Origin of the sequence: Shimia aestuarii, from assembly GCF_022814865.1 — a bacterium.
GTDB lineage: Bacteria > Pseudomonadota > Alphaproteobacteria > Rhodobacterales > Rhodobacteraceae > Shimia > Shimia aestuarii_A.
Genome location: NZ_JAKVRD010000001.1, coordinates 19,097 through 45,416, shown reverse-complemented (window position 1 = coordinate 45,416; position 26,320 = coordinate 19,097). Strand labels below are relative to the sequence as shown.

Annotated in this window: 31 protein-coding genes; 9 read left to right on the top strand and 22 right to left on the bottom strand. The window is 62.2% G+C overall.

The genetic code is table 11. The features are described from left to right. Nucleotides 1-2 precede the first annotated feature (2 nt). From MK745_RS00235 to MK745_RS00180, 12 genes are all read right to left on the bottom strand, one after another. Nucleotides 3-635 carry a TRAP transporter small permease subunit gene (locus MK745_RS00235; RefSeq protein WP_243611262.1) on the bottom strand — a complete coding sequence of 211 codons (633 nt, stop codon included), beginning with the start codon at nt 633-635 and terminating at the stop codon, nt 3-5. A gap of 76 nt (nt 636-711) precedes the next feature. Beyond that, nucleotides 712-1,728 (bottom strand): C4-dicarboxylate TRAP transporter substrate-binding protein, encoded by a 1,017-nt coding sequence (locus tag MK745_RS00230; protein ID WP_243611261.1) that lies wholly within the window; start codon nt 1,726-1,728, stop codon nt 712-714. 142 nt (nt 1,729-1,870) lie between these two features. Then, the gene (ureG, locus tag MK745_RS00225; RefSeq protein WP_243611260.1) at nt 1,871-2,527 is read right to left on the bottom strand and encodes an urease accessory protein UreG; all 657 of its coding nucleotides are present in this window, start codon (nt 2,525-2,527) and stop codon (nt 1,871-1,873) included. Further along, a complete protein-coding gene (locus tag MK745_RS00220) occupies nt 2,524-3,168 on the bottom strand; it encodes an urease accessory protein UreF (RefSeq protein WP_243611624.1) in 645 nt (214 codons plus the stop codon). The genes ureG and MK745_RS00220 overlap by 4 nt, the downstream gene beginning before the upstream one ends. Then, entirely contained in the window at nt 3,158-3,664 is a 507-nt protein-coding gene (gene ureE / locus MK745_RS00215) for an urease accessory protein UreE (protein WP_243611259.1), read from the bottom strand. Before ureE ends, MK745_RS00220 begins: the two co-directional genes overlap by 11 nt. Nucleotides 3,665-3,683: 19 nt before the next feature. Continuing rightward, on the bottom strand, nt 3,684-3,908 hold the full coding sequence (locus MK745_RS00210; RefSeq protein ID WP_243611258.1) for a hypothetical protein: 225 nt from the start codon (nt 3,906-3,908) through the stop codon (nt 3,684-3,686). 132 nt (nt 3,909-4,040) lie between these two features. Next, nucleotides 4,041-5,801 carry an urease subunit alpha gene (ureC, locus tag MK745_RS00205; protein ID WP_243611257.1) on the bottom strand — a complete coding sequence of 587 codons (1,761 nt, stop codon included), beginning with the start codon at nt 5,799-5,801 and terminating at the stop codon, nt 4,041-4,043. Nucleotides 5,802-5,871: 70 nt separating this feature from the next. Next, a complete protein-coding gene (locus tag MK745_RS00200; RefSeq protein ID WP_243611256.1) occupies nt 5,872-6,420 on the bottom strand; it encodes a hypothetical protein in 549 nt (182 codons plus the stop codon). Nucleotides 6,421-6,441: 21 nt separating this feature from the next. Beyond that, nucleotides 6,442-6,753 carry an urease subunit beta gene (locus MK745_RS00195; RefSeq protein ID WP_243611255.1) on the bottom strand — a complete coding sequence of 104 codons (312 nt, stop codon included), beginning with the start codon at nt 6,751-6,753 and terminating at the stop codon, nt 6,442-6,444. Nucleotides 6,754-6,765: 12 nt separating this feature from the next. Beyond that, nucleotides 6,766-7,338: a HupE/UreJ family protein gene (locus MK745_RS00190; RefSeq protein WP_243611254.1), complete on the bottom strand. Its 573-nt coding sequence runs from the start codon at nt 7,336-7,338 to the stop codon at nt 6,766-6,768. Between the two features lie 21 nt (nt 7,339-7,359). Beyond that, nucleotides 7,360-7,662: an urease subunit gamma gene (locus MK745_RS00185; RefSeq protein ID WP_243611253.1), complete on the bottom strand. Its 303-nt coding sequence runs from the start codon at nt 7,660-7,662 to the stop codon at nt 7,360-7,362. Between the two features lies 1 nt (nt 7,663). Next, nucleotides 7,664-8,383, bottom strand: a complete 720-nt coding sequence (locus tag MK745_RS00180; protein ID WP_279391698.1) for an urease accessory protein UreD — start codon at nt 8,381-8,383, stop codon at nt 7,664-7,666. A gap of 390 nt (nt 8,384-8,773) precedes the next feature. On the opposite strand from MK745_RS00180, the gene rpe reads away from it, so the two are divergent. Next, entirely contained in the window at nt 8,774-9,463 is a 690-nt protein-coding gene (gene rpe / locus MK745_RS00175) for a ribulose-phosphate 3-epimerase (protein ID WP_243611252.1), read from the top strand. A gap of 4 nt (nt 9,464-9,467) precedes the next feature. Here rpe and MK745_RS00170 read toward each other — a convergent pair whose 3' ends face one another. Further along, on the bottom strand, nt 9,468-9,968 hold the full coding sequence (locus MK745_RS00170) for an SH3 domain-containing protein (RefSeq protein ID WP_411028133.1): 501 nt from the start codon (nt 9,966-9,968) through the stop codon (nt 9,468-9,470). Between the two features lie 127 nt (nt 9,969-10,095). On the opposite strand from MK745_RS00170, the gene MK745_RS00165 reads away from it, so the two are divergent. The 4 genes from MK745_RS00165 (at nt 10,096) to MK745_RS00150 (ending at nt 15,012) form a co-directional block, all read left to right on the top strand. Next, nucleotides 10,096-11,082 carry a 2-hydroxyacid dehydrogenase gene (locus MK745_RS00165; protein ID WP_243611251.1) on the top strand — a complete coding sequence of 329 codons (987 nt, stop codon included), beginning with the start codon at nt 10,096-10,098 and terminating at the stop codon, nt 11,080-11,082. Between the two features lie 76 nt (nt 11,083-11,158). Beyond that, complete coding sequence (gene ggt / locus MK745_RS00160) at nt 11,159-12,946, top strand: gamma-glutamyltransferase (protein ID WP_243611250.1); 1,788 nt, start codon at nt 11,159-11,161, stop codon at nt 12,944-12,946. A 60-nt stretch (nt 12,947-13,006) separates the two neighbouring features. Further along, nucleotides 13,007-14,413 carry an FAD-binding oxidoreductase gene (locus MK745_RS00155; RefSeq protein ID WP_243611249.1) on the top strand — a complete coding sequence of 469 codons (1,407 nt, stop codon included), beginning with the start codon at nt 13,007-13,009 and terminating at the stop codon, nt 14,411-14,413. Between the two features lie 8 nt (nt 14,414-14,421). Next, nucleotides 14,422-15,012 (top strand): Spy/CpxP family protein refolding chaperone, encoded by a 591-nt coding sequence (locus MK745_RS00150; protein ID WP_243611248.1) that lies wholly within the window; start codon nt 14,422-14,424, stop codon nt 15,010-15,012. Between the two features lie 73 nt (nt 15,013-15,085). On the opposite strand, the gene panB is transcribed toward MK745_RS00150, so the two are convergent. Next, complete coding sequence (gene panB / locus MK745_RS00145; protein ID WP_243611247.1) at nt 15,086-15,895, bottom strand: 3-methyl-2-oxobutanoate hydroxymethyltransferase; 810 nt, start codon at nt 15,893-15,895, stop codon at nt 15,086-15,088. After that, nucleotides 15,892-16,737, bottom strand: a complete 846-nt coding sequence (gene panC / locus MK745_RS00140) for a pantoate--beta-alanine ligase (protein ID WP_243611246.1) — start codon at nt 16,735-16,737, stop codon at nt 15,892-15,894. The genes panB and panC overlap by 4 nt, the downstream gene beginning before the upstream one ends. Before the next feature lie 195 nt (nt 16,738-16,932). On the opposite strand from panC, the gene MK745_RS00135 reads away from it, so the two are divergent. The 3 genes from MK745_RS00135 to MK745_RS00125 all read left to right on the top strand — a co-directional run bounded on the left by MK745_RS00135 (nt 16,933) and on the right by MK745_RS00125 (nt 20,513). Beyond that, entirely contained in the window at nt 16,933-17,073 is a 141-nt protein-coding gene (locus MK745_RS00135) for a hypothetical protein (protein WP_243611245.1), read from the top strand. A 137-nt stretch (nt 17,074-17,210) separates the two neighbouring features. Beyond that, entirely contained in the window at nt 17,211-19,718 is a 2,508-nt protein-coding gene (locus MK745_RS00130; RefSeq protein ID WP_243611244.1) for a GcvT family protein, read from the top strand. After that, nucleotides 19,719-20,513, top strand: a complete 795-nt coding sequence (locus tag MK745_RS00125; protein WP_243611243.1) for a hypothetical protein — start codon at nt 19,719-19,721, stop codon at nt 20,511-20,513. 33 nt (nt 20,514-20,546) lie between these two features. Here the strand turns inward: MK745_RS00125 and MK745_RS00120 are convergent, their stop codons facing one another. The 5 genes from MK745_RS00120 to MK745_RS00100 form a co-directional block, all read right to left on the bottom strand. Next, a complete protein-coding gene (locus tag MK745_RS00120) occupies nt 20,547-21,143 on the bottom strand; it encodes a DUF937 domain-containing protein (RefSeq protein ID WP_243611242.1) in 597 nt (198 codons plus the stop codon). Between the two features lie 124 nt (nt 21,144-21,267). Continuing rightward, a complete protein-coding gene (locus MK745_RS00115) occupies nt 21,268-21,606 on the bottom strand; it encodes a carboxymuconolactone decarboxylase family protein (RefSeq protein WP_243611241.1) in 339 nt (112 codons plus the stop codon). A gap of 102 nt (nt 21,607-21,708) precedes the next feature. Continuing rightward, nucleotides 21,709-22,371 carry a DUF938 domain-containing protein gene (locus MK745_RS00110; RefSeq protein ID WP_243611240.1) on the bottom strand — a complete coding sequence of 221 codons (663 nt, stop codon included), beginning with the start codon at nt 22,369-22,371 and terminating at the stop codon, nt 21,709-21,711. Beyond that, nucleotides 22,371-23,447, bottom strand: a complete 1,077-nt coding sequence (locus MK745_RS00105; protein WP_243611239.1) for an NAD(P)/FAD-dependent oxidoreductase — start codon at nt 23,445-23,447, stop codon at nt 22,371-22,373. Before MK745_RS00105 ends, MK745_RS00110 begins: the two co-directional genes overlap by 1 nt. Nucleotides 23,448-23,658: 211 nt before the next feature. Then, nucleotides 23,659-24,249 carry a VOC family protein gene (locus tag MK745_RS00100; protein WP_279391693.1) on the bottom strand — a complete coding sequence of 197 codons (591 nt, stop codon included), beginning with the start codon at nt 24,247-24,249 and terminating at the stop codon, nt 23,659-23,661. 150 nt (nt 24,250-24,399) lie between these two features. Here MK745_RS00100 and MK745_RS00095 point away from each other — a divergent pair, with 150 nt between their 5' ends. Further along, the gene (locus MK745_RS00095) at nt 24,400-24,585 is read left to right on the top strand and encodes a YgaP family membrane protein (RefSeq protein ID WP_243611238.1); all 186 of its coding nucleotides are present in this window, start codon (nt 24,400-24,402) and stop codon (nt 24,583-24,585) included. 60 nt (nt 24,586-24,645) lie between these two features. Here the strand turns inward: MK745_RS00095 and MK745_RS00090 are convergent, their stop codons facing one another. Further along, a complete protein-coding gene (locus MK745_RS00090) occupies nt 24,646-24,984 on the bottom strand; it encodes a hypothetical protein (RefSeq protein WP_243611237.1) in 339 nt (112 codons plus the stop codon). A gap of 233 nt (nt 24,985-25,217) precedes the next feature. After that, nucleotides 25,218-26,291, bottom strand: coding sequence for a BMP family ABC transporter substrate-binding protein (locus MK745_RS00085; RefSeq protein WP_243611236.1), 1,074 nt, complete (start codon nt 26,289-26,291; stop codon nt 25,218-25,220). Between the last annotated feature and the right edge of the window lie 29 nt (nt 26,292-26,320).

The following is a 26,320-nucleotide window of genomic DNA, read 5'->3' as shown; positions in this document are numbered from 1 at the left end:
TCTTAATTCTCCTGCTCTTCGAGGCTTTCGGCCTCGGCGGCGGCCTGTGCTGCGGCGTCGAGCACCATGGGCACGGCGACGGGCTTTTCCAACCCGAGGATGAGGGCGCGGCCATAGCCGTAAATCTGGATCAACAGGCGCAGGCCGAGCACGGAAAACGCCAATGGTACCACGAGTTTCGCAGGCCAGAGCGGCAGGGCGATGTCGGTCGAGCTATCGCGGCTCCACAAAGGGCGCGAGAAATCGAAGGAGCGGTCGAAATGCGACCAGCTTCCCCAGATCAGGAGCAGGATCAGCAAGAAAATCGCGGTCACGGTCACCAGTTCGAAGAACCAGAGCGCACGCCCGCGCAGGTTTTCGACGAGGAGATCCATGCGGATATGGGTGCCGTCGCGCTGGGCGTAGGAGACGGCGAGAATGGCGACAAAGGGCATGAGTTGCTCGATCCAGTCGACATAGCCCGAAAGCGGCGCTTCGAAGAAGATGCGCCCACCGACGGAGCGCACTGCGAAGAGCATCAGCGAGAAGACCGCGATTCCAGCGATCAGAGCAAAGAAGCGTTCAAGTGTCAGTAGGGACCGGTCGATGCGGCTTAGGATCGAGCCATCTTCGAGGACGGGTGAGGCGCCTGCCATGCATACCCCCAATCATGTCAGGTAGGGACAAAAAAGCGCCCTCCTTCACGGGGAAGGAGGGCGCGCAGCGCGCAGATCAGTTGCCTGCGCGGGTTTCTTCGAGGGTGCTCATGACCAGATCATAGAGCTCCTGGCCCGGAAGGCCCTGTGCCGTCATATCGGCAATCCACTTTTCGCGGATCGGATCGGCGGCCGTGGCGCGGAACTTGGAAAGCTCCTCTTCGGAGAGCGTCACTTTTTCGACGCCCTTCTCGGCCAGGACCGTATCCCATTTCTCGAGCAGTTTGCCGTAGTTGGCGAGGTAGTGGTCGAGGGCTTCGGGGATCGAGCTATCGAGGGCTTCGCGCTCGGCGTCCGAGAGGGCCTCATAGGCGTCGGTGTTGACGACCACAGGGCAGTTCACGGTGCCGGGGTTGAGGTTCGCGGTCCACCAGTCGGCCTGATTGATGGTGCCAAAGCTCAGGTGCGCGTGTTGGGCGAAGGCGACAGTATCGACAACGCCGGATTCCATCGCCTGATAGGCTTCGGGGGCAGGCACAGAGGTCGGGACACCGCCCACGGCCTCAAACGCTTGGCCGATACCGCCGGTGGCGCGCACACGCATGCCGTCCATCTTGGCCAGCGTGTCGCGCGGATCGCCTGTGCCGACAAGGTTATACTGCGGCATGGGCGAGGTCATCAGAAGCTTGGCGTTCCACTGGGCCATTTCTTCGGCAGCGGCCGGGTGGGCGTAGACGGCGCCGGAAACGGCGACTTCTTCGGCGAGGGTATTCACGCCAAGGAAGGGCAGTTCAAGCACGGTCACAACACGGTTCTTGTCGCGGTGATAGCCGGCGCAGAACTGAGCCATTTCAAAGGCCCCGATGGAGATACCGTCGAGGTTCTCTTTTGGCTTGGACAGGCCGCCGTAGCTGATGTTGATGGTGAACTCACCACCGGTTTTTTCGGCGACCAGTTCGGCCAGTTTCTCAACGTGTTCGGTAAAGGCGCGGCGCTTGCCCCAGACCGAGGCATTCCATTCCGTCGCCACGGCTTCACTTGCAAAGCCAAATGCAAGGGCCGCGACTGCGGCCTTACCCATAAGGTTCATCATAATTTCCTCCCATTGCACGGATTGGTTTCTTTTCCGTATCGAGAGGTAGCCTAGCCAAGCTGGCGCTTTCTGAATAGTCCGTATTTTTCGGTATTTGGTCGCGGAGGAAGGCTCGGGCAAAAAATGCCCTACTGGCATGGTCTTAGGCGTCGAGCGGTTGGGATTGCTCTTTGTTTTCGAGCAGTTCCGGGATGCCGCCAATGGCGCCGATCAGAGGCAAGATCGCGTCGAGTCCGGCGCCCGTCTTGAGGTTGGTGAAGACATAGGGACGGTCGCCGCGCATCTTTGCGGCGTCACGGTCCATCACCTCGAGAGAGGCCCCGACATAGGGCGCGAGGTCGGTTTTGTTGATGATGAGGATATCGGATTTGGTAATCGCCGGGCCGCCCTTGCGGGGGATTTCCTCTCCGGCGGCGACGTCGATCACGTAGAGCGTCAAGTCGGCCAGCTCGGGCGAGAAGGTTGCCGAGAGGTTGTCGCCACCGGATTCGACGAGAACGATGTCGAGGTCGGGAAAATCGGCGTTCAATTCGGCGATGGCTGCGAGGTTGATCGAGGCGTCTTCGCGGATCGCGGTATGCGGGCAGCCGCCGGTTTCCACGCCCTTGATCCGATCGAGCGGCAGGGCTTGGGCGCGCATGAGCGCCTCTGCGTCTTCGCGGGTGTAGATATCATTGGTGACCACGGCGATAGAAAGCCGATCGCGCAGGGCGCGGCAGAGATTGGCGGTCAGGGTCGTCTTGCCAGCGCCAACAGGGCCGCCGATGCCGATGCGAAGAGGTCCATTGGGAGAGGTCATGAGCGGAAAAGCCTCGAATATTGAGTTTCGTGGGTCATCGACGCGATGTCGGCGGCGAAACAGGCGCTGCCGAGATCGTCGAGGGTTTGGGTGATGGCGCGGTCGGCGATCTCGCGGCAGAGTGGGGTCAGGCTATGCAGCACCTGTTGACCCTCAGTCTGGCCCAAGGGCACGAGGCGGATCGCGGCGGAGGTCAGGTTCGCGGCGAAAGCATGCAGGAAAAGACGTGCGGTCTCGGCCAGGGGCAGCCCCTCGAGCGCGGCGGCGCGGCCAACGGCGACCGGGTAGGCGAGGGCAGGTAGGTCATGGGAATAGACCTCTGCCGTGGTGCGGCTAAAGGCACCGCCTTGTTGATCCGTTTCGAGAAGACGTTCCGAAGACGGCGCAAGGGCACGGGCCCAATCGTCAATCTCTTGCAGGGTTTCAGTGTCGCGGCTGTGCCATGCGGCCGCGAGGAGGATCGCATCATTGCGTCCCGCGCCGTGGGTCAGGACATCCGAGAGCCAGCCGCGAAAAGAAGCGGCGTCCTGCACCGTGCCGTCCTGCACCGTGGCTTCCAGTCCGTGACTATAGCTGAAGGCGCCCACCGGGTAGGCGGGCGACAGCCATTGCGTCAGGGTCAGGATCGGATCAGTGCTCATGGGAGCGGGCGTGATCGTGATCTTGGCCGTGGTGATGGGTATGGCCGTGTTCATGCGCATGGGTGCGTCCGTGACCATAGGCGCCGCCCTCGGGCGTGAAGGGCTCGGTCACGTCCGTGACCTCGGCCCCGAGATGGCGCAGCATCTCGCGGATGACGTGATCGGGTTGTATCAAGAGACGGCCCGGTTCGATCTGGCAAGGGGTATGGCGATTGCCGACATGCCAGGCGATGCGGGTCAGGGTGTCCGAAGTGATGGAGAGAAGCGGCTCGGGCGCGGCGATGACTTCGATTTCGCCACCTTCTTCGAGAACGAGCACCCCGCCATGATCGAGCGAGGTTGTCTTCGGCAGGTCGACGAGAAGCGACCGGCCATCTGTTGTCTGAAGCACCTTGCGGCGCAGGAAACGGTCTTCGTAGGTCAGCGCGACCTTTCCGGTCACTGTGCCATGGCTATGGCCATGATAGGCGCGGGCGGTCAGCAGGGAGGTGCTCATGCGGCACCTCCCGTGCGGATCACACGTAGTAGACGTCCTTGAAGACGTGATGCGCAATCTCGCTGCGCTTGATGCCGCGCTTGTTGAGCTCGGCGTCGGTCAAGCCGTTGAGATAGTTGACTTCCTGCATGCGCGAGTTCGATTCCGCGAGGCGGATCATCGCTTTGCCGATCGCGTTGAACGGAGCAGCGATTTTGTGAAGAAGCGCACTGCTGTCGCCGATGTGAAGTGCTGTATGTGCCATTTGGACCCTCGATATGTCTCAAGTTGGTCCTCCCTTGGCTTTGATAATGGGTCATCATTGTTGACTTTACTAGTGTTGATCTCTCATGGCCACCTTGCGTGTGCTGCATTGCAGCATGAATTTCGGGCAGTTTCAGAACAGGAAGTAGCGCTGCGCCATGGGCAAGACTTCGGCGGGTTGGCAGGTGAGCAACTCGCCATCTGCACGCACTTCATAGGTTTCGGGGTGCACCTCGATCTCGGGTGTGGCGTCGTTGAGCTTGAGCGCGGACTTGCCGATATTGCGGGTGTTCTTGACCGGGATTGTCGTCTTGGCGAGGCCAAGGGCATCACCGATCCGGTCGGCGTGGGCGGCCTCGGAGACGAAGGTTACGGCTGAATTCTCGACCGAGCGGCCATAGGCGCCGAACATGGGGCGGGAGTAGACGGGCTGGGGTGTCGGGATCGAGGCGTTGGGATCGCCCATCTGTGCCGCGACGATGGATCCGCCGATCAGGACCATCTCGGGCTTCACGCCAAAGAAGGCTGGGTTCCAGAGCACGAGGTCGGCGCGTTTGCCTTCCTCGATAGAGCCGATCTCGTGGCCGATGCCATGCGCGATGGCGGGGTTGATCGTATATTTCGCGATGTAGCGGCGGACGCGGAAATTGTCATTGTCGCCGGTTTCTTCGGCTAGGCGACCGCGTTGTTTCTTCATCTTGTCGGCGGTCTGCCAGGTGCGGATCAACACTTCGCCCACCCGTCCCATGGCCTGACTATCTGAGGCGATGATCGAGAACGCACCCATGTCGTGCAGGATATCCTCGGCGGCGATGGTTTCGCGGCGGATGCGGCTCTCGGCAAAGGCGACATCCTCGGGGATGGACTTGTCGAGGTGGTGGCAGACCATGAGCATATCGAGATGTTCGTCGACCGTGTTCACGGTAAACGGGCGGGTCGGGTTGGTCGAGGAGGGCAGGACGTGTTCCTCGCCGCAGATCTTGATGATGTCGGGGGCGTGGCCACCGCCCGCACCCTCGGTATGGAAGGCGTGGATCGTGCGGCCCTTCATGGCGGCAACGGTGTTTTCGACAAAGCCGGACTCATTGAGCGTATCGGTGTGGATCATTACCTGCACGTCCCAGGCATCGGCGACCGACAGGCAACAATCGATGGCGGCAGGCGTGGTGCCCCAATCCTCGTGCAGCTTCAGGGCGCAGGCGCCGCCGAGGATCTGTTCCTCGAGTGCGGCGGGCAGCGAGGCGTTGCCTTTGCCCGCGAAGGCGAGGTTCATCGGGAAGGCGTCAGCGGACTGCAGCATCCGGCCAAGATGCCAAGAGCCCGGTGTGCAGGTTGTTGCGAGCGTGCCATGGGCCGGGCCGGTGCCGCCGCCGAGCATCGTCGTCAGGCCAGAATGCAGCGCGTCTTCGATCTGTTGTGGGCAGATGAAGTGGATATGGCTATCGAAGCCGCCGGCGGTCAGGATCTTGCCCTCGCCGGCGATGGCCTCGGTGCCGGGGCCAACGATGATGTCGACACCTGGTTGCGTATCGGGGTTGCCCGCTTTGCCGATCTTGGCGATGCGCCCGTCGCGCAGGCCCACGTCGGCCTTGTAGATGCCGGTATGGTCGACGATGAGCGCATTGGTGATGACCGTATCGACGGCCCCGTCGGCGCGTGTCACCTGCGATTGGCCCATGCCGTCGCGGATCACCTTGCCACCGCCGAATTTGACCTCTTCGCCATAGAGGAGCGCGTTGTCGCCGCTGCCGCCCGTGGCCGCAGCCCCGGCGCGTTCCGCGGTCAGATCGCGTTCGACCTCGATCACGAGCTCTGTATCGGCGAGGCGCAGGCGGTCGCCGGTGGTGGGGCCGAACATGGCGGCATAGTCGGAGCGGGAGATCGTTGCAGGCATGGGGCGTCTCTTTGGCAGGTCCGGCGCCAGAGGGCGCCGGGAGGTCAGGGCGTGGCGGGCGCGATCTGCGTCAGCCGTCTTTCTTTGGAGCGGTCTTGGGCGCTGTCTTGGGCGCGGCCGTTTCGGGCATCGCGGGCGGTTTTGAGGGCGCGCGCGGGCGTTTGCGTGCGGCGGGGGCTTCGGCTTTGGCCTCGGGGGCCTTGGCCGCCCTGGTCGGGGCCGGTTTGGACTTTGCTTTCTTGGCCGGTTTGGCCTTGGGTGCGGGCTTCGGTGCGGGTTTGGAGGCTGGGGCGGGTTTTGCCTCTGCCTTTGGTGCAGGAGCCGGTTTTGCTTCGGCCTTGGGCGCTGGGGCTGGCTTGGCCGGGGTTTCTGCCTTCGCGGCAGGTTTCGGTTTCGCAGCTGGCTTGGCCTTGGCGGTCGGTTTCACCTTGGCGGCTGGTTTGGCCACGAGGCCCGCATCGCCAAGCATCGGGGCGGCTTTGGCGGTGAAGAACGGGTGCGCTTCGAGCACGGCCTTGCCGATGGCGGATTGGATGCGCATCTGCTGTTCCACGACGCGGCCAAAGGCAAGCATGCCCGTCAGGGCGCCGGTATACTGTGTCGTCAGGATCGTCTGCATTGGTCATTCCTCCATGAGATATCAGGACCCGAGCGGCCCCATGACTTTTTGGTTGAACCCGTAGATCGTGCGCGCCCCGGTGATCGGGATCAGCGCCACTTCGCGGCGTTGGCCGGGTTCAAACCGGACGGCGGTTCCGGCGGCGATGTCGAGGCGCATGCCGTGGGCGGCGTCGCGGTCGAAGTCCAGTGCGGGATTGGTTTCCGCGAAATGGAAATGGCTGCCGACTTGGACGGGGCGGTCGCCCGTATTCGCGACCATGAGCGTCAGAGCGGTGCGGTCCCCATTGAGGGTCAGGGTGCCGTCGGCAGGTAGCAATTCTCCGGGAATCATGTGCGGATCTCCTCAGTTCACGACGAGCCACGCGCCCATGAGCGCGATCAGGCCGCCAAAGCCGCGGGTGAGCGAAAGGGCCTGCAGGCGTGATAGGGCAAGGCCGATGCCGATCCCGGCGAGGTGCAGTGCCATGGACGCGATGGCGAACCCAGCGAGATAGCCCCATGGCGAGGCCGAGCCGATCTCTGCGCCGTGGGCGTGGCCGTGGAAAAGGCCGAAGGCGGCCACTGTCAGCGCCGCCCCGGATGCGGGCATGTGCACGGCGAGGGCGACCAACACGCCAAGGATCAGCACCGAGGCAAGGATCGCCGGTTCCACGAAGGGCAGCGGCATGCCTAGCAGTGCGAGGAGAAAGCCTGCGATCATCGCGCCGACAAAAGCCAGCGGCAGGCGCAGCGTCGCGCCCTTGCCGAGCAGCGCGGCCCAGAGGCCAACGCCAAGCATGGCAAGCACGTGGTCTGTGCCAAAGATCGGATGGCTGAACCCGGCGGCGAAAGAGCCGTGTTCGCCCGGATTGAGATGGGCGAGGGCGGGGCTTGCGACGACGAGCGCGGGCAGGAGGGCAAGAGCGAGACGTTTCATTAGTCTAATTCCTTCAGGGTCTTAGCGGATCGGGTTGTGGACGGTGACGAGCTTGGTGCCGTCGGGAAAGGTCGCTTCGACCTGCACTTCGTGGATCATATCGGGCACGCCTTCCATGCAGTCTTCGCGGGTGATGATCTCGGCGCCTGCCTGCATCATGTCAGCCACAGAGCGACCATCGCGCGCGCCTTCGACGACGGCGTCGGTGATGAGGGCAATGGCCTCGGGGTGGTTGAGCTTGACGCCGCGGGCGAGGCGCTTGCGGGCCACTTCGGCGGCCATGGCGATCAGGAGTTTGTCCTTTTCTCGCGGGGTGAGTTGCATGTCAGAGCATCCATGTTCTTGGGAGGGGACGGGCGCGCAGGGTTTCGAGCGCGGGGATCAGGGCCTTGCGGAGCATATGACCATCCTCGGCGAGGAGGCGTGCGAACAAGAGGTCGGGGCCGATCAGGCTCACGCCGCAACCGTGCGGCAGGAGGGCGCGCAACGTGTCGCGCGCGGCTTCGGCTTCCGGGGCGACGAGGATGAGCGAGGCCATGGCACGTGCGCCGCCGGCAATGGCAGAACGGTCGAGTTGCGCTTGCATGTCGCCCTCAAGGGCGATGGCGTCGGCAAAGAGGAGACGACCCGCGCGGCGGATTTCGATCCGATCATTCAGGCGCGCGTCATGCAATGTTTCGCCCATCGCGGTGCGTCCGAAGATCATCGGTTCGACGAGGAGCAAGCGCGCGGTGGTCGCCATGTCGACACGAAGGCGGCGACGCAGAGAGGAGCCTTCGAAGAGGATCGTTTCCTGCGGCACCCAGTCGAGCGCGGCGTGGTCGCTGACCGTGAGGGTGGTGTCGAGAATGCCGGGGGTCTCAGAGAGGGCGCGATAGGCGCGTTCGGCGGCCTGTGTGGTCAAAGTCAGGTGGCTGTGGGGGAGGGCCGTGGCGTTGATGTCGAAATGATCGCCACCGGTGATGCCCCCGGATGTATTGAGAAGGACGGCCTCAAGCGCGGCGTCGCGATTGCGCGGAAAGAGCGCCCGGCTCGACCCGGACAGGCGCAGATCGGCAATATGGCTCTGGCCGTCGCGCGCCTTGGCGGCGAGGTGGACCGAACCGCGCGCCCGCGGGGGGGCGGTGTTGGCGTCGAGCGACGATATTTGCGCAAACGCGTTGATGGGGGCCTCCAGCCATTGGCTGCATTTTGGCAGTGCAGCATGTCAGAATGGAGACAAGTGTGCCGAAGAATTGGGCTGATCCAAGGGAATTGGCGTTTCTGCGGGCGCGACAAAGTTGATCTGCCCAAAAAATAGGCAGCGCGGATGCTGCGGCGCAGAGAAATCTTGGCCGCCGGGGTTTGCACTTTTGGGCCGGGCGGATCATCTTCGCGGCATCGTCGAATCGACCGGGCCAGAGAGGGCGCGGTGAAACTTCAAAGGACCGTCGCCATGACCTTCAACCGCAACATCAAGATCGCACCGTCGATCCTTTCTGCTGATTTCGCCAATTTCGGGGCGGAGATTCGGGCGATTGAAGATCAAGGGGCGGATTGGGTGCATGTGGACGTGATGGACGGCCATTTCGTGCCCAACCTGACCTTTGGCCCGCCGGCTGTGAAGGCGTTTCGCCCGCATGTGAAGACCTTTATGGATGTGCATCTGATGATCGCGCCGGTGGACCCGTATATTCAGGCCTATGCCGATGCGGGCGCCGATATGATCGTGGCACATTTTGAGGCCGGGCCGCATCCGCACCGCACGCTTCAGGCGATCAAGGCGACGGGGGCGAAGGCGGGGATCAGCCTTAATCCCGGCACGCCAGCTTCGGCGGTCGAGTATCTTCTCGACCTGTGTGACATGGTGCTTGTGATGAGCGTGAACCCCGGCTTTGGCGGGCAGAAATTCATCCCCTCGAGCGTCGAGAAAGTGCGTCAGATCCGCGAGATGATCGGCGATCGGGAGATCCATATTCAGGTCGATGGCGGGGTCGATCCAACGACGATTGGCGCTTTGGTCGAGGCGGGCGCGGATTGCTTTGTCGCGGGCTCGGCGGTGTTCAGGGGCGGCACGGTGGACACGCCCGAGGTCTACGGCGCGAACATCCGTGCCTTGCGCGAGGCAGCGGCAAAGGCGGGGTAGGGCGCTACTCGCGCAGTTCGCCCGGTTTGACTCCCCAAAGCGCTGCTTTGGGCGCCCAACCTTCGTAACCACCGGAACTCAGGCGGCACCAATCGGGATTGCATTCGCCAAGGCGCGCGATGACGCCGATTTCGAGATAGGCCTTTTCCTGTGCTTCCGAGGTTGGCTGAACCGTGAGCGGCAGCATGTCCTCTTCGACGATCACGGTGCGTGCGCCGGACAAAAGCGAATAGTGCACCCAGCCGCCCGCACCCTCGACATCACGCACCCGGCGCCAATGACCGTATTCCGCGGTGACTTCGAGGGGCATGGAGCGGCGGGTAAAGACCCAGTCGATCCGGTGCGTGAGCGAAGGGCCGCGCCGCACGTTGGCCTTGCTTGCCTTGAGAGAGACGTAGCGCGGCAATGGCAGGTTGGTGACCGGCCCACGCGCGCCTTCGGCGGCGACCATGCCCGCAAGAAGGCCAAGACACAGCCCAAGTGCCAAGCTTATCCGCAAGATCATCCTGTTTGCCCCGACATTTGTTTTTCGTTTTTTTCTGCTCTATCGGTCAGCGGGTTCTTGTAGCCCGCCGATGTGTGTTGCACTGTGTCACCAAAGCGCTGTTTTGAAAAGGATTGGGAGGTCCCGTATGCCCAAGGAACGTCTGAGTGTTGTCGTGACGCGACGCTTGCCAGAAGCGGTCGAGACCCGGTTGTCCGAACTGTTCAATGTGAAGTTGCGCGACGACGATGCCCCGATGAGCCGGGGAGAGCTTGTGGATGCGGTGCGCGAGGCGGATGTGCTTGTCTCGACCTTGTCCGACACGATTGACCAATCGCTCTTGGCGCAGGCCGGGGATCGGCTCAAGCTGATTGCGAACTATGGTGCAGGCGTTGACCATATCGACGTCGAAACCGCGCGCAGCCGTGGTATTCTTGTGTCGAATACGCCGGGCGTCGTGGCCGATGATACGGCGGATATGACCATGGCGATGATCATTGGTGCGACGCGTCGGATCCCCGAAGGGATGCGCCTTCTGGCCAAGGGCGAGTGGACGGGCTGGGCGCCGAACGCGCTTCTTGGTCGGCGGATCAGCGGCAAGCGCCTTGGGATTCTCGGGATGGGCCGGATCGGGCAGGCCGTCGCCAAACGGGCGCAGGCCTTTGGGATGCAAGTCCACTATCATAACCGTCGCCGCTTGCGCCCGGAGATCGAGGAACAGTTCGAGGCGACCTATTGGGAGAGCCTTGATCAGATGGTGGCGCGGATGGATGTGCTGACCGTGCATTGCCCGCATACGCCGGGGACGTTCCACCTTATGAATTCCCGTCGGCTGCGGCTCATGAAGCCGGAGGCCTATCTTGTGAACACCTCGCGCGGTGAGGTGATCGACGAGAACGCGCTGGTGCGGTCGCTCAAGGCGGGCGACATCGCAGGGGCGGCGCTTGATGTGTATGAGCGGGGCACCGATATCAACCCCGACCTTGTCGCGCTTGAGAATGTGGTGCTGCTGCCGCATATGGGATCGGCGACGATCGAAGGACGGCTCGAGATGGGCGAGAAGGTTCTTATCAATATCAAGACCTTCGACGACGGGCACCGTCCGCCGGACCTTGTCGTGCCGGCGATGCTCTGAGCCAGCGCGCACAAAAATTGACCTGCGGTTTCGCGCGCCCATGATACAGTCGGGATGCGCGAAACGGAGGGATTTCATGACATATCGCAGTTTGCGGGCCGCCGTGGCGGCAATGGCTCTGGTCGCTTGGCCGGTGTTTGCACAGGAACAGGCCGATACGGTCGCGCCGGAGGGGCGCACGGTGGTTGGGGCGGCGGTTCTGCCGGGCCTTGTGGCGTCGCAAGCGGAAAAAGACGCCGGTCGCCCGGTTGAGGCCGAGGACTGGATGGTGGTTGCGGCGCATCCAGAGGCCGTGGCTGCCGGAGCGAAAATCCTGCGCACAGGTGGCACGGCGGCGGATGCGATGGTCGCGGTGCAGGCCGTGCTTGGCCTTGTCGAGCCGCAAAGCTCGGGCCTTGGCGGAGGCGCGTTCCTTGTCTGGTATGATGCCGCAAGCGGCACGGTCACGACATTGGACGGGCGCGAAACCGCGCCCTTGGCAGCGACGCCGCAGCTTTTGCAGGATGCGACGGGCGAACCGCTTGGGTTCTTTGAGGCTGTGGTCGGTGGGTTGTCCGTCGGCGTGCCGGGGACGCCAAAGCTCATGGAAGCGGCGCAGGCGCGCTGGGGGCGACAGGACTGGGCCGGGCTATTCGATGATGCGGTCCGGCTCGCGGAGGAGGGATTTACCGTTTCGCCGCGCATGGCCGAGTCGGTGGCGCGGGATGCGGAGCGACTGGCGGTGCATCCAGAGACGGCGGCCTATTTCCTACCAGGTGGTGCGCCGGTTGCGGCGGGGGATGTGCTGCGCAATCCCGCTTATGGCGAAAGCCTGCGCGCTTTGGCGCAAGAGGGGAGCGCGCCGTTTTACACGGGCCGCTTTGCGACAGGCATTGTCGAGGCGGTGCAGGGCGCGGCCAAGCCGGGCAAGCTCACGCCTGTGGACCTTGCGCTTTACGAGGTGAAGGAGCGGACGGCGGTCTGTGCGCCCTATCGCGGGTTCGATGTCTGCGGCATGGGGCCACCGTCCTCGGGAGCGTTGGCCGTTGGGCAGGCGCTTGGCATTTTGTCGCCTTATGACATGACGGGGCTTGGCCCGGAAAACCCACAGACTTGGCGGTTGATCGGGGATGCGACGCGGCTCGCCTTTGCGGACCGGGGGCGATACGTGGCCGATAGCGATTATGTTCCGGTGCCTGTTGAGGGGATGCTCGCGCAGAGATACCTGACGGATCGGGCGGAATTGCTGCGACCCCAGCGGGCGCTTGAGCGCGCAGAGCCGGGCCAGCCAGCGTTCGATCACGCGCTCAACTGGGCCGATGACGAGGAACGCGCGGCGCCATCGACCTCGCATATCTCTATCGTGGATGCTTATGGCAACGTGTTGTCGATGACGACCACAATCGAGAACGGCTTTGGCAGTCGGGTCATGGCGAATGGCTACCTGCTTAACAACGAGCTGACGGACTTTTCGTTCCGGTCGCATCGGGAGGGCGTGCCCGTGGCCAATGCGGTCGCACCGGGCAAGCGGCCGCGCTCATCCATGTCGCCGACCATCGTCTTGTGGAAGGGCGACCCGGTGCTGGCCGTGGGATCGCCGGGTGGCAGCCGGATCATTCCCTACGTTCTGACCACGATCATTGCCTATATTGATTGGCAAATGGATGTGCAGCAGGCGGTCTCGTTGCCGCATATGGTCAACCGGTTTGGCACCTATGACCTTGAAGAGGGGCGAGTGCCGGAGGCGATGGTGTCGGCGCTTGCCGAGATGGGGTTTGAGACCCGCGAGAGGGCGCTGAACTCTGGGTTGCACGCGATTTCCCTTGAAGGCGGATTGCGCGGCGGGGCGGACCCGCGTCGCGAGGGGCTTGCCTTTGGCGAGTAGCCCTTGCAGGCCCAGCAGGGAAAGCAGATAGTGCGCGGCGCAAAGTGAGGGGAAACATCCATGGTCCAAGCAACCGATCTGCCACGAAACGAGACGGGCATCGCCGCCGTTCTTGGCGTCTTGAAGCAGCGATTTGGCGAGAAATGTCAGACCGGGGAGTCGATGCGCGAACAGCATGGGCATACGACCACTTGGATCAAGAACCAGTTGCCGGATGCGGTTGTCTTTCCGAAAAGCACTGAGGAAGTCGCCGAGATCGTCAAGACCTGTGCCGCGCATAAAGTGCCGGTCATCGGGTTCGGCACGGGCACGTCTCTTGAGGGGCATGTGAACGCGCCAGCAGGCGGGATTTCCATTGATTTGATGGAGATGAACGAGATTCTCGCGGTCAATGCCGAAGACCTCGATTGCGTGGTGCAGCCGGGCGTGACGCGGGAACAGCTCAATACCTACCTGCGCGATCAGGGGCTGTTTTTTCCGATTGATCCCGGCGCCAATGCCTCGCTTGGCGGGATGACAGCGACGCGGGCGAGCGGCACCAACGCGGTGCGCTATGGCACGATGAAGGACAATGTGGTGTGTCTTGAGGTGGTCACGCCGCAGGGCGAGATCATCCGCACCGGGACGCGGGCGAAGAAGTCGAGCGCAGGCTATGACCTGACGCGGCTTATGGTGGGCTCGGAGGGGACATTGGGCCTAATCACTGAGATCACGCTCAAATTGCAGGGTATTCCCGAGGCAATGTCCTCGGCGCGGGTGTCCTTCGAGAGCCTCGATGCGGCCTGTCAGGCGGTGATGATGACGATCCAATACGGCATCCCCGTGGCGCGGATCGAGCTTCTCGATACGCTATCGGTTCAGGCGGTGAATGCCTATTCCAAGCTATCGCTGCCCGAGGCGCCGTTGCTCCTCTTGGAGTTCCATGGCTCCGAGAGCAGCGTCGCGGAGCAGGCGGAATTGTTTGGCGGCATTGCCGAGGAATTTGGCGGTACGGGGTTCGAATGGACCACCAGCGCGGAAGAGCGCAACAAGCTCTGGCAGGCGCGCCACGATGCCTATTGGGCGGGGGTCGCGCTGCGCCCCGGTGCGAAGGGGATTTCGACCGATGTCTGTGTGCCGATCTCGCGGCTTGCGGAATGCGTTTCTGCGGCGCAGGCACGGCTTGATGAGCTTGGGTTCATTGCGCCCATCGTGGGCCATGTGGGGGATGGGAATTTCCATTGCCTGCCGCTTGTCGATGTGGAGAACCCAGAGGAACTTGCCAAGGCGGACGCGTTCATCGGTTGGCTCAACGATCTGGCGATTGAAATGGGCGGGACGTGCACCGGTGAGCATGGGATCGGGCAAGGCAAACGACCTTATCTCGTCAAGGAACTTGGCGGGGCGGTCGATATGATGGCCGCGATCAAGCGGGCGATTGACCCCGATAACATCATGAACCCCGGCAAGATCCTTCCGGACGCATGAGGGTGGCGATGAAGACACTCGGTTTACTTTCGTTTTTCTTGGCGATGACCGCCGGGGCGGTCTCGGCGCAGTCGCATGGGCATGGCGCCCATCAGCCTTATGCCGGGTTCGAGGGGCGCGCGATCAAGAGTCTTTCGGAGGAAGATCTTGCGCAGTTGCGGGCCGGAAAGGGCTGGGGGCTTGCACTTGCAGCGGAGTTGAACGGCAAGCCCGGTCCGGCGCATCTTCTTGAATTGCAGGCGGAAATCGGTCTTTCGAAGGAACAGGTTCGCGCCATTGAGGCGCTTTTTGCCGAGATGCAGAGCGAGGCGATCGCAGCGGGCGACCGGTTTATCGACGCCGAAGCGGCGCTCAGCGATGCGTTTGCGGGCGATAGCCTGGATGAGGCGACGTTGCGCGGGCTGCTTGAGGCGTCAGGCAAGGCGCGGGCCGATCTGCGGTTCGTGCATCTGCGCCAGCATTTGGCGACGGTGGAGATTCTCGAACCAGAGCAGATCGCGGCCTATAACCGCCTGCGCGGTTACGCGAGCGATCCCTGCGAGGCGGTGCCGGAAGGGCATGACCCGGATATGTGGCGCAAGCATAACGGGTGTGATTGAGAGTCGAGGCCTCCGGCGGGAGTACTTTACCAGAGAAGAAGAAAGGGCGCCGGTTAGGGCGCCCTTTGTGCATTCAGCGGTAGACCTGATCTTCGCCGGGGAAGGAGCGGTCCTTGACCTCTTCGGCGTATTGCTCGACGGCGCGTTCGATGGCGGGGCCGAGATCGCCATAAACCTTGACGAATTTTGGGGTCCATTCGTTCAGGCCAAGCATATCTTCAAGGACGAGGATTTGCCCGTCGCATTCAGCCGACGCACCGATGCCGATGGTGGGAATGTCGATCTGTTTGGTGATTTTTGCGGCGAGCGGTTCGACCATGCCTTCGAGCACGATCGAGAAGGCACCCGCCTCGGCGACGGCCTTGGCGTCTTCTTCGTGTTCGGCCCAGCTCTCTTCATCGCGGCCTTGCGTCTTGAAGCCGCCCATCACATGGCTCGACTGCGGGGTGAGGCCGATATGGGCCATGACGGGGATGCCGCGCTCGACGAGGAAGCGGATGGTTTCGGCCATGCGCTTGCCGCCTTCGAGCTTCACCGCGCCGCAGCCGGTTTCCTTCATGATCTTGGCGGCATTGCGAAAGGCAACGCCGGGGCTTTCCTCATAGGTGCCGAAGGGCATGTCGACGACGATCAGCGCCTTTTGCGTGCCGCGCACCACGGCCTTGCCGTGCATAATCATCAAGTCGAGGGGCACGCCGACGGTGCTTTCCATGCCGTGCATCACCATGCCGAGGCTATCGCCGACGAGGATGAAGTCGGCGTATTTGTCGACGATGGCGGCGGTGTGGGCGTGGTAGGAGGTCAGCGACACGATGGGCTCGCCCCCTTTGCGCGCAGCGATCTGGGGAACGGTGTTGCGGCGGATTTTGGCTTGAGTGCTCATGGTGTGACGACCCTTTGATCAATCAGAAGAATGCCGCCGAATTCAGCCGAAAGCATGATGGCGGCGGGGGTGGTGAGGGGGCCGGAGAGATCGGAGAGATCTTCGGCGCCCACGATGTCGAGCCCGCGCAGGGTTGCGCGGGGTTCGGCATGTATGGTGTCGGAGATGAGGCTGTGCAGGGCTTCGATGGTGGTGCCCTGGCGTGCTGCCTGTTCTGCAGCATCGAGCGCGCTGGAGAGCACGAGGCCGGCTTTCCGGTCCTCGGCGCTGAGGCGGACGTTGCGCGAGGACATGGCGAGGCCATCCGGTTCGCGCACTGTCGGCACGCCGCGAATCTTGATCGGGAAGGCGAGATCGCGGGTCATGCGCTTGATGACCTGAAGTTGTTGATAGTCCTTTTCGCCGAAACAGGCGATGTCGGGCTGCACGAAGTTGAAGAGACGCGCAACGACGGTGGTCACGCCGCGGAAATGGCCGGGGCGCACGAGACCATGCAGCATATTGGCCATGCGCGTGGTCTCGACAATGGTTTCATCCCCCTCGGGGTAGACCTCTTCGACCGATGGGATCAGCACGAGATCGACGCCCGCCGCTTCGAGCATGGCAAGGTCGCGCGCCTCGTCTCGGGGGTAGGCGTCGAGGTCCGCGGCCTCGCCGAACTGTGTCGGATTGACGAAAATCGTGACGACGACGCGATCGGCCGCGGATTTGGCGGCGGCGACCAGCGCCATATGGCCTTCGTGCAGGAAACCCATGGTCGGCACGAGGCCAACGCTTTCCCCGGCGCGGCGGAATTCGGCCACGGCAGCGCGGCAATCGGCGATGGTGCGGCAGGTTTTCATAAGGTGCGCAGTCTCCGGTCTTTCTGCGTGTTTTCTTAGCAGGGGGCGCTGCGCTGCGGCAAGCGCTATAGCGGGAAGCCGTGATACTACGGGCGCAGCGTCATTGCCTGAACGATGCCGCAATTCCTCCGTGAGAGCGCCGTGTTGCCGTGCGAGACTCTTCGTCATGGGGGCAACGATGTGAGGATTGAGACAATGCGCAAACCCTTTCTCTTCTTGCTAAGCGCCGGGTTCCTCTTTGCCATGGCGGCCTACCAAGCCCAAGTTGAACCGCCTCAGGAGATGGCGGGCTATGCCTTCAAGCCGGGCAAGATCGAGGTCGAGACGCTACAATAACGGCTGGTCGCGCGGCGAAAAAATGTCATTCCGCGCCGATGGGTCGGTTTTCGGCGATTTTCGGTCGGCTGAAACCGCCGCGAGGATCATTGTTTTGTCAGGGTGTGGCAAGATAATTCCTCGGGAGTCGGTAGGACATGAAAACCCAAGTCAAAGCTCTGATCGTCGGCGGCGGTGCCGTCGGCACCTCCATTGCCTATCACCTGGCCAAGGCTGGCTGGGACGACGTGATGCTCATTGAACGCGATGAGCTCACCAGTGGCAGCACATGGCACGCAGCCGGCCTTTTGCCGTTGTTCAACATGTCCTATGCGACCACGCATATTCACCAGTACTCGGTCGACTTCTACAAGACCCTCGAAGAGGAAACGGGCCTCAATGCCGGCTTTGCGGTTGTCGGCAACCTGCGCATGGCGCAGACGCAAGAGCGTATGGACGAATACATGCTTTATGCGTCTACCGCAGAGACCTGTGGCGTCGCCTATGAGTGGCTGACCCCGGACGAGATCAAGGCACGTTGGCCGCTGATCCAGACCGACGATCTCAAGGGGGCGATCTATCACACCGAGGATGGCTACATTAACCCCGCCGATGTGACCCAGGCGATGGCCAAGGGCGCACGTCAGCGTGGCGTCGAGATCGTTCGGAAGCTTCAGGCCGATGCCTTCCACTGGACCGGCACCCATTGGGAAGTCACCTGCACCAAGATGGTCGAGAAGGGCGGCAACCTTGTCGAATCCGACGAGCAGGTTGTCATCACTGCCGAGCATGTCGTGACTGCATCGGGCAACCACGCGCAGCGCACCGCCAAGATGCTTGGCATCAAGATGCCCGCGATCCCGGTTGAGCATACGTTCATCGTCATGGACAAGGATCCGGAACTCGTCAAATGGCGCGAAGCGGGCAATCCCGAGCACCCCGTCGTGCGCGATGCGGACAATGAATCCTATGCCCGTGAAGAGCGCGGCGGCTGGATCCTCGGCATCTACGAACGCGGTGCGCCTGCGCGCTTCGAACATGGTGTGCCGGATAGCTTCCGCGCCGACCTTTTCCCGCTCGACCTTGACCGGATTGCCGAGCAATACATGGCGATGGCCGAGCGCGTGCCGTCCTGTGCCGAATCCGGTCTCAAGGACGATTTCAACGGTCCGATCTGTTATACGCCGGACGGCAACCCGCTGGTTGGCCCGGCACCGGGGCTGCAAAACATGTGGCTTGCCGAAGGCTTCTCCTTCGGGATCACCGCAGCAGGCGGCACGGGCTACTACCTCGCACAGATGATGGTCGACGGCGAAGCCGAGATCGACATGGCGAGCCTCGACCCGAAACGGTATTCGCAGAACTGGATGACCACCGAGTTTGCGGCACGCAAGAACGAAGAATGCTACGAGCACGTCTACATCCTGCACCACCCGGACGAAGAGCGCCCGGCATGTCGTCCGCTGCGCACCGCGCCGGCGTTTGACCGCCAGAAGGCGAAAGGCGCGCAGTTTGGTTGGGTCAACGGTTGGGAGCGTCCGAACTATTACGGGCCGCTCGATGCACCGGAAAACTTCGATCACGATGCGCGTAGCTTCCGCCGCGGTGGCTGGTGGCAATATGCCGTGGACGAGGCCAAGGCGATCCGTGAAGGCGTTGGCCTGATCGACGCCACCGCCTTTACCAAGCACGTGGTCAAAGGCCCCGGCGCGACGCAGTTCCTCGACTGGTTCACCTGCAACAAGCTTCCGAAGGTGGGACGCATCAACCTGACTTATGCGCTTACGTCGGCAGGCACGACGCGCACGGAATACACCATCGTGCGGCGCGGCGAGGATGACTATTATCTCGTCTCAGCCGGTGCATGGACCGAATACGACGCCGATTACCTGCGCAAGGCAGCCGCCGAGAAGGCCGAAGAGTTCGGCTATATCGAGATCCAGGATGTGACCACGCAATGGGGCGTCTTTGCCATCGCGGGCCCGAAATCGCGCGATGTTCTCAAGGAAATCATCAGCGACGCAGACCCGGAGACCGCGCTTTCCAACAAACGGTTCCCGTGGCTTTCTGCGCGCGATATCGAGCTTGGCATGTGCCCGGTGCGCGCGATCCGCGTGGCCTATACCGGCGAGCTTGGCTGGGAGCTTCACCACCCGATCGAGATGCAGAACTACCTTTGGGATCTGCTCAACAAAGCGGGCGAGAAGCACGGTATGAAACTCGTCGGGGCGCGGGCTCAGAACTGGTTGCGTCAGGAGAAATCCTATCGTGCATTCGGCAACGAGCTTGGCCGTGATGCGACCCCGGCGGAAGCCGACCTGCCGCGGTTCATCGACCTCGAGAAGGATTTCAACGGCAAGGATGAGATGGTCGCCAAGGGCATTCGCTCGAAATGTGTCACCGTGCTCATCGATGGTCCGGAGGATGCAGACCCTTGGGGCCGTGAGGTGCTCTATGCTGAGGATGGCACCCGCGTGGGACGCTTGACCTCGGGCGGCTACTCGGTCGCGTTCGAGAAGAGCATCGGCATGGGCTATGTGCGCCCGGAACTCGCGGTTGAAGGGACGAAGCTGAAGGTTAAGATGCTTGATAAGCTCTGGGATGCGGTCGTGACCTGCGACAGCCCCTATGACCCGAAGAACGAAACGATCCGCAAGGATGGCTAGATGCGCGCTTCGCGCCAGATAATCCTCTTCGTGATCGCCATGGCAGCTCTTGTTGCCATGGCGTTTTTCGATCGCAACCCCCTTGTCCGGCAGGCCGAAACCTATGCCGAGGATATCGCCACCTCGAGCGCGGTTCTTTATGTCTCGCTGCGCGGTGTGAATGCTTTTCTTTCGGCTGCGCAGGAGATCGAGGTCGGCGGATCGCTTGTCGTGCAGGGCACGGCGCAGCCCTTCAAGGTGCTCGAACCCATCGACGACACGGTCGAGCGCATCTCGGATATCGTTTTTTACGTGATGGTGGTGACCGGCATTCTCTCGGTTGCGCTTGGCCCGGCGAGTGCGGTTGGGGCGGCGCTTGTGGGGGTGGCGTTGATCGTGTGGCTTCTTGAAAAGCGCATGGGGGCCGGGCGGCGGGTGACGGAGATCACGCGTAGCCTTGGCTGGTATGGGGCGATACTGGGCGTGGCGGTGCCACTGGCCTTCGTCTTGGCAAGCCTCTTTGCCGATGCCATGACGCGCGACGTCTGGGCCGAGAACGAGGCCCTTCTCGAAGAGATCACCGGCTCTATTGCGCCCGTCGTCGTGGAGGAAGATGCACGGGGCTGGAGCGTATGGGAGGACGCCAAGGAGTATTCCCGGTTGGCCTCTGCGCTTGTCGATCGGGCGGACGCGTTGATCGCGAGCTATGTGACGATCCTGTCGGTCTTTGTGTTCCGAATCCTGATCCTGCCGATGATGCTTTTGGGCGGGTTCGTCCTTGTGGTTCGGATGTGGGCAAAGCCGCGCGCGGCCTGACCCCGGCGCGTAGGCCGGGGCCGAACCCGCGTCTTACTTGAGGAACTTGCCGAGCAGATCATCGACGACCGAGCCGTCTCCGTCATCGTCGAGCATATTGGTCAGCATAGAAAGATCGGGCCCGCCTTTCGCGCCGCCGCCCAAGAGACCTGCCGCCATGCCGAGCAGACCACCACCACCAGAGGACGCTCCGCCGAGCATCGACGAGATCGAGTCATCGGGAAGCGACTTTTGCATTCCGCCTTGGGCCATTGCGGCGAGGGCGGGTAGGATCTGCTGCACCATGGAGAAGTCGAGCCCGGATTTCTCGGCGGCGACACCTTCGAGCGCAGCGCGGCCTTCCTGACCTCCGAGGAGCGAGTCGAGGAATGCGGCGCCTTGGGCCTGACCTTCGGAGGATGCGGCGGCTGAGGCATCTTCGAATAGCGCGCCTTGCGCTTCGCCTTGGAAATTGCCGAGCAGCGCATCCAGTCCGCCCGAGGCGGCTTTTTGCTTGGCTGCGCCGCTAATCGCGGGGGCGAGCATCTCGGCAATTTCGGCGGCCTTGTCGGTGCCGATCCCGAACTGGGAGGCGACATTGGCGAGGCCCTGACCGTTCTGGGCTTGTTGCAGGAGAGAGAGAATCGACATTCTGAAATTCCACTTCTTTGTATCGTCGCGACGATTAGATCAGGGAATGTCGATCCATTTCAGGGGAAAATCAGGCGCCTTGCCGCAGGCGTCTCGAGGGCCGCGTGAAGCGGCCCTTTCATGCTCATTCTTTGGTCAGCGCGTCGTAGCACTCGAGCGCCTTGGCGGCATACATCATGGCCGGGCCACCCCCCATCTGGATCGTCATGGCGAGCACGTCGCCGACCTCTTCGCGGGTCGCACCGGCACGCACCAGCGCCTCGATATGCAGGGCGATGCAAGCCTCGCATTTGACCGCGACCGCGATGCCGAGAGCAACGAATTCCTTCTGCTTGAATTCGAGAACGCCACCTTCCTTTACCGCCTTGCCGAGGGCACCGAAAGCGCGGGTCGTATCGGGGATGGTCTTGTTCAGGGCGCGCAGTTGGTTGCGAGTCTTGTCGAGCGTGTCATTCCAGGACATGGGCGTCTCCAATGATTGTGTTCATCGGTTGGAGACCATGCTTCGCCTGTGTGTTCTTTGATTAAGATCAGATAGACCTTTGAAAAGCTGGCGTTCCTCGCGTCAGCCCGGTTTGCGCCAGAGGATCGCGAGATTATTCGCCGGCATTTCCACCATATCCTCGTAATCGAGCCAAGAAGACAGCCCCCATTCGACGACGTCGAAATCGCTCTTGTACCCAATCTCGGGGTCTTGTGAGACGAGGCTTGCGTGAAAGGCTTCGTCGCCCGCACTTGTCAGTTCTTCATCGCGCATGAAGGGGCCGTAGATCATCAGGCGGCCACCCGGAGCAAGGGCTTCGGCGGCTTCGGAGATCAGGATGCGGGCCTCTTTCGTGGAGATGAGATGCAGGAGATTGGCAAGGCAGATGAAGGACTTGCCGCCATGTTCCGCGCCCCAACCGGGGCTTGTCGCATCGAGCGCGATGGCGGGGGAGAGGTTCGGAAGGTTGGCCGATGCCGCGTAGGCGTCAATGCTTTTGCGGCGCTCGGCGTCGATATCGCTTGGTTGCCAGTGGAGACCGGGGAGGGCTGCTGCCAGTGCGGCGATATGCTGGCCCGTGCCGGAGGCGATCTCGAGCGCGACGCCGGTCATTTCGCCTGCGACATCCCCTATAAGCGAGACGATGGCTTCGGCGTTGCGCGCGGCGGAGGGGGCAAAGAGGCGGCCTTCGGCATCGGGCGTGGCGACTGAGGCGCTATCGGGCAGGTTCAGGCGTTTGGGCATCAGGCAAACCTATGCGGATCAAGGGCGGCGCGGGTTGTCTCGTCGAGTTCGGACGGCGCACCAGAGACGATATCGGCCAGAAGCTGCGATGCGGCGGGGGCCGTTTGGAACCCGTAGCCGCCTTGCCCGGCGAACCAAAGGAACGCGGGATCGTCAGAAGCCGGGCCGATCACGAGGTTGCGGTCCGGCGCAAAGGTGCGAAGCCCGGCCCAACTGCCTTCGAGGCGGGTCACGGGTTCGGTGACGTATTCTTCGTAGCGGGCAAGACCCTCGGCCAGCACCATGTCATCGGCCCAAGCGTCATAGGGGTCTTGCAGGTCTTCGTCGGCAGGCGAGACAAGGAATTTCCCGGCGTCGGGTTTGGCGTACCAATCTTCGTGCGCGCCGATAATCATCGGCCATTTGCTCACATCATGGCCACCTGGCGCGGGCAAGCGCGCCATCGAGCGGCGCAACGGGGTAAAACCGAGGGGTTTGATCCCGGCCATGCGGGCGATCACGTCGACCCATGCTCCGGCGGCGTTGACGAGGGTGCGGGCCTCGTGGTCGGTGCCGTTCGAGGTCACGCTCCAGCCGCTTTGGGTGCGGCGGATGGCGGTGACGTCCTGGCCCGTGATGACCGCGCCGCCGTTGTCGCGCACGATTGAGGCAAAGACCTGAATTTCGCGGTCGGTGTCCACGTCATAGGCTTCGTCGTGATAGGCGGCAAAGCCGATCACATCGGGGTTCAGGATCGGCACCATGTCAAAGGCGCGGGCAAGCGGGATCGGGTCCATGTTGAGGTCAATGCAGGCCGCCTCAAAGGCGGCGGCGTCCTCAGATTTACCCACAAGCATCAGGCCACGCGGCGACAGGAACCCACCGTGGGCGTTGGTGTGAAAATCGGCGCTCGCCTTAGACAGGGCAACGGTGGAGTCGAGGCCATAGTTCGCCTCGAACAGGGCCGCCGACCGGCCAGAGGCGTGATAGCCGAGCGCGGGTTCGCGTTCGAGAAGAAGGGTCTTGCCAAGCTGGGCGAGACGGGCGGCTGCGGACGTTCCGGCGATGCCGCCGCCGATCACGAGGAAATCGTTCATGCGTTTTTCAGTCTGTCTTGGGCCGGTGGCGGCGCGAGTCATGGCGCGACGTTGCCATGGTTTCAGAGCTAGGGAAAGGGGGGCAAAGTCGCGAAAAACGGGGGTCTGTATCGCGTCGGTATGACGTCGGTATTGCGGTGGTGTGGTTTTCGCGGGAGGGCGGGCGCTCTTTTGGCAAAGACGCCCCGCCCACCTTCCCGCGAGACTGGTTTCAGAACGGATTGCGCGGGCCGCGATCTTTGGAAAGCGAGTCCTGTCGGGCGAGGACCAGCTCTTCGATGGCGGCGGCGAGATGCGGTTCGGCGATGTTGTAATCCCCGGCCGCGACACGGATGCGGTGGGCGCGGATCATCACGTCGGCATGGGTGCAGCCAACGGGCGGTTCGAATTTATAGCAGGCCAGTTCGATCAGGAGGCCGAGCGGATCCTTGAAATAGATCGAATCCATAAAGCCACGATCCTTGACGCCGGAATGGCCGATACCGCGCGCCTCGAGCCGTTCGGCTGCGAGCAGGAAGCTGGCCCGGCTCACGTTGAAGGCGAGATGGTGGACACAGCCCGGTTCCATCGGTGTGCGCCTACGATCTGGCTTGCGGGTTTCGTTGGTGAAGATGGTGATCAGCCGTCCATCACCGGGATCGAAATAGAGGTGGCCTTCGTCCGGGTCGTCGAGATTGGGTTGGTCGAAGATGAAGGGCATGCCGAGCACCCCTTCCCAGAAATCAATCGAAGTTTGGCGGTCTGCGCCGGTGAGCGTGATGTGGTGCACGCCCTGAGATTGAATGCGCTGGATGTCTGTCATGAGGTGTCTCCTGTCGCGTCATGCACAGGATAGGGGGCGGGGGCGGTGCTGGCAAACCGGGCGCGCGAAGATGTGACATTTGATGCCGGGTTTTTTGCGGGAAATGTGCTATATATCGAATATATTATATACCAATTCAGGAGATTCGTGATGACCCGAAATGTTGGCACTATCGATCGCGCGCTGCGTATCATTGTTGGGATTGCGCTCTTGCTGCTTCCGATCACCGGGGGAAGCATGTGGGGCCTGATCGGGATCATTCCGCTGGCGACCGGACTGATGGGCAATTGCGCGCTCTATTCGATCCTCGGGATCAACACCTGTAAGGCCAAGTAAAGCGGGGGCAGGGATAAGAAAGGCCCGTGCGTTGAGCGGGCCTTTTTCCTGCGCTGTGTCTTAGTATTTCTCACAGACGCCGCGCCGAGAGACATTCGTCTCGCCGGCAGAGATGCTGCGCACCACCAGATTGTTGTTCTTCTTGATGAAGAAGGCTTTGAAGCGCCATTCGACCAGTTCTCTCTCGGTCGTGTTCAGGGCGACAGTGGGGATATCTTTCAGGCGCCAATCGAATCTGAGACGTTCTTCTGTATTCGACGTGATAGCGGCCTTGACGTATTTCTTCCCGAAGAAGTGAATCAAGGCGTCAAGCACGAGTACCGCGTCCGCTTTGACATCGTGCTCGAAGAAGATGGTGTCCTGCACGGCACCAAGATCCATTGGGGATTTCTTTTCCATCGTGCATTTCCAGACCTGACCGGCGTGGGACTGGGTCGCGAAGCAGAGGGCGCAGAGAGCGGCGGCGATATAGTTCATCGGGAATATAACCTTGTATGAATGCTCTCTTTGAGGGGACAAAGAGAATGCGTGAAACAATCATGGATTGAGCCTAACAGCGCGTCCTTTGAGCCTCAATGAAAAAGGCCCGCCGAGATTGGCGGGCCTTTCTTGTGTCTTAAAGGGCAGGTCGCTTATTGCGGAATGTCGCCGGTGATGCCTTCGACGTAGAAGTTCATGCCCGCGAGCGTGCCGTCGTCAGCGGTTTCGCCTTCGGCGAGCCATGCCGAGCCGTCCTGCTTGTTCAGGGGACCGGTGAAGGCGTGGTAGGAGCCATCGGCCAGCGATGCCTTGAGCGCGAGGGCTTCTTCTTTCACGTCGGCGGGCACTGCGTCGGAGATTTCACCGATGCCGACCATGCCAGCGCCGATACCGTCCCAAGTGCTCTTGCTTTCCCGGGTGCCGTCCATCACGGCCTTGGTGCGCGCGATGTAGTAGGGCGCCCAGTCGTCGATGATCGAAGAGACGCGCGGCAGCGGCGCGTATTCGCTCATGTCGGAGGCCTGACCAAAGGTGATGACGTTGCCAGCGGCCTGAGCCGCGGCTTGCGGCGCGGTGGAGTCGGTGTGCTGAAGGATCACGTCGGCGCCTTGTTCGATGAGAACCTTGGCGGCGTCGGCCTCTTTTGCCGGGTCAAACCAAGTATAGGCCCAGACGATCTTGAATTGGACGTCGGGGTTCACCTTGCGGGCGTGGATGAAGGCAGAGTTGATGCCGCGGATCACTTCGGGGATCGGGTAGGAACCGATATAGCCGACGATGTTCGACTTGGTCATGCTGCCTGCGATGTGGCCCTGCACGGCGCGGCCTTCGTAGAAGCGGGCCGAATAGACCGAGACGTTCGGCGCGGTCTTGTAGCCGGTGGCGTGTTCGAATTTCACGTTCGGGAATTTCTTCGCGACGTTGATCGTCGGGTCCATGTAGCCAAACGAGGTGGTGAAGATCAGGTCGGCGCCGTTGAGAGCCATCTGGGTCATCACGCGTTCGGAGTCGGGGCCTTCGGGGACGGATTCGACGAAGACGGTTTCGACCTTGTCGCCGAATTCTTCTTCGACCGCGAGGCGGCCCTGATTGTGTTCATAGGTCCAGCCGCCGTCGCCGACGGGGCCGACATAGACAAAGCCCACTTTGGTCTTGTCCTCGGCCATGGCGGTGGTCGCCAGGCCCAGCGCGACAGCTGCGCTTGTCAGGAGTTTGGTCAGTTTCATTCGGGATATCCCCCTGTTGGTAGTCAAAC